This window comes from Enterococcus sp. UD-01, from assembly GCF_044909655.1.
Classification (GTDB): domain Bacteria; phylum Bacillota; class Bacilli; order Lactobacillales; family Enterococcaceae; genus Enterococcus_L.
Map to the genome: position 1 here is coordinate 1 of NZ_JBIYEU010000040.1, position 1,030 is coordinate 1,030.

Here is a 1,030-nt window from a genome sequence, read left to right on the forward strand (position 1 = left end):
AAAAGAATAAAAATTAATTATTGAATGCCAGATCAAATACCCCTGATACTTGTTTCATTTTTTTTATCAGGGTGGTATACTTTATTTATAAGGCAGTGCCTTATTGGTCCTTAGAGACCGTGTACGCATAGTCGTACTTTGTCTTGTTCTCAACCATAGAGCAGAGACACTTTAGTAGCTTGTTGATACAGGCTACGGTCGCAACCTTATCCTTTTTGGGTAGAGGTTGCGTTTTTAATTTGTAATAATAATCTACGATATGATTCGAGGCAGCGGCTTGTTGGCGGATCATATTTTTTACGGTAAAATAAAGAATTTTCCGAGCTTTGGGGTTTCCGCGTTTATTGATATGATCTTGGGCAAGGTAGTTGCCAGATTGATACCGACGGGTATCAATGCCCACAAAGGCATTCACTTTTTTATGATTCTCAAATCGTCGAATGTCGCCAAGTTCACCAATAATTAAAGCGGCAGAGACTTCACCAATGCCTGGCACACTTTGATAAAGATCAAATTCAGGAAGTGGTTTTGTTTGTTCAATCAGTTGTTTCGCTAAGCGTTCTTTTGTTTGGATCAGCTCTTTTAACTGTTGAGCGTAGTAGCACACTTTCTGTACCTGAATACTTGTTTTCGTGGTTGTCGGATAGGAATTAGCAGCCAATGAAAGGAGTAGTTGTGCTTTTTCTAAAGCCTTTTTCTCAGAGAGTCGTTTGTCTGTGCTTTTTTTCAAGATATTTTTCACCTGGGTTTGACTCAATCCAGCTAAACAGTCTGGATGAGGGAAGCGCTCAATCAAGTTTAGAGATAACTTTGATACCCGACTAGAAAAAAGGAGTTCCAGTTCTGGAAAACTAAGTTGAAGAGCGGTGTGTAAGTACATTCTGAGTCGCTTGATTTCGGTTTCTATCTCTTGATAAAAGCGAGCTAAATCATGGGATTCTTCATAAATAGTTGACTGGTGTCTCTTGATTTTCCGTACATATTGCCAGTGAGTTTGCGCAAGACGATGGGCATCTTGTTTATCAGTTTT

1 protein-coding gene is annotated in these 1,030 nt (G+C 39.1%); it reads right to left on the bottom strand.

Translation table 11 applies throughout. From position 1 onward, the window contains the following. Window positions 1-100 precede the first annotated feature (100 nt). Window positions 101-1,030: transposase (locus ABH902_RS15780; RefSeq protein ID WP_404592355.1), on the bottom strand; the 930-nt coding region annotated here is incomplete at its 5' end.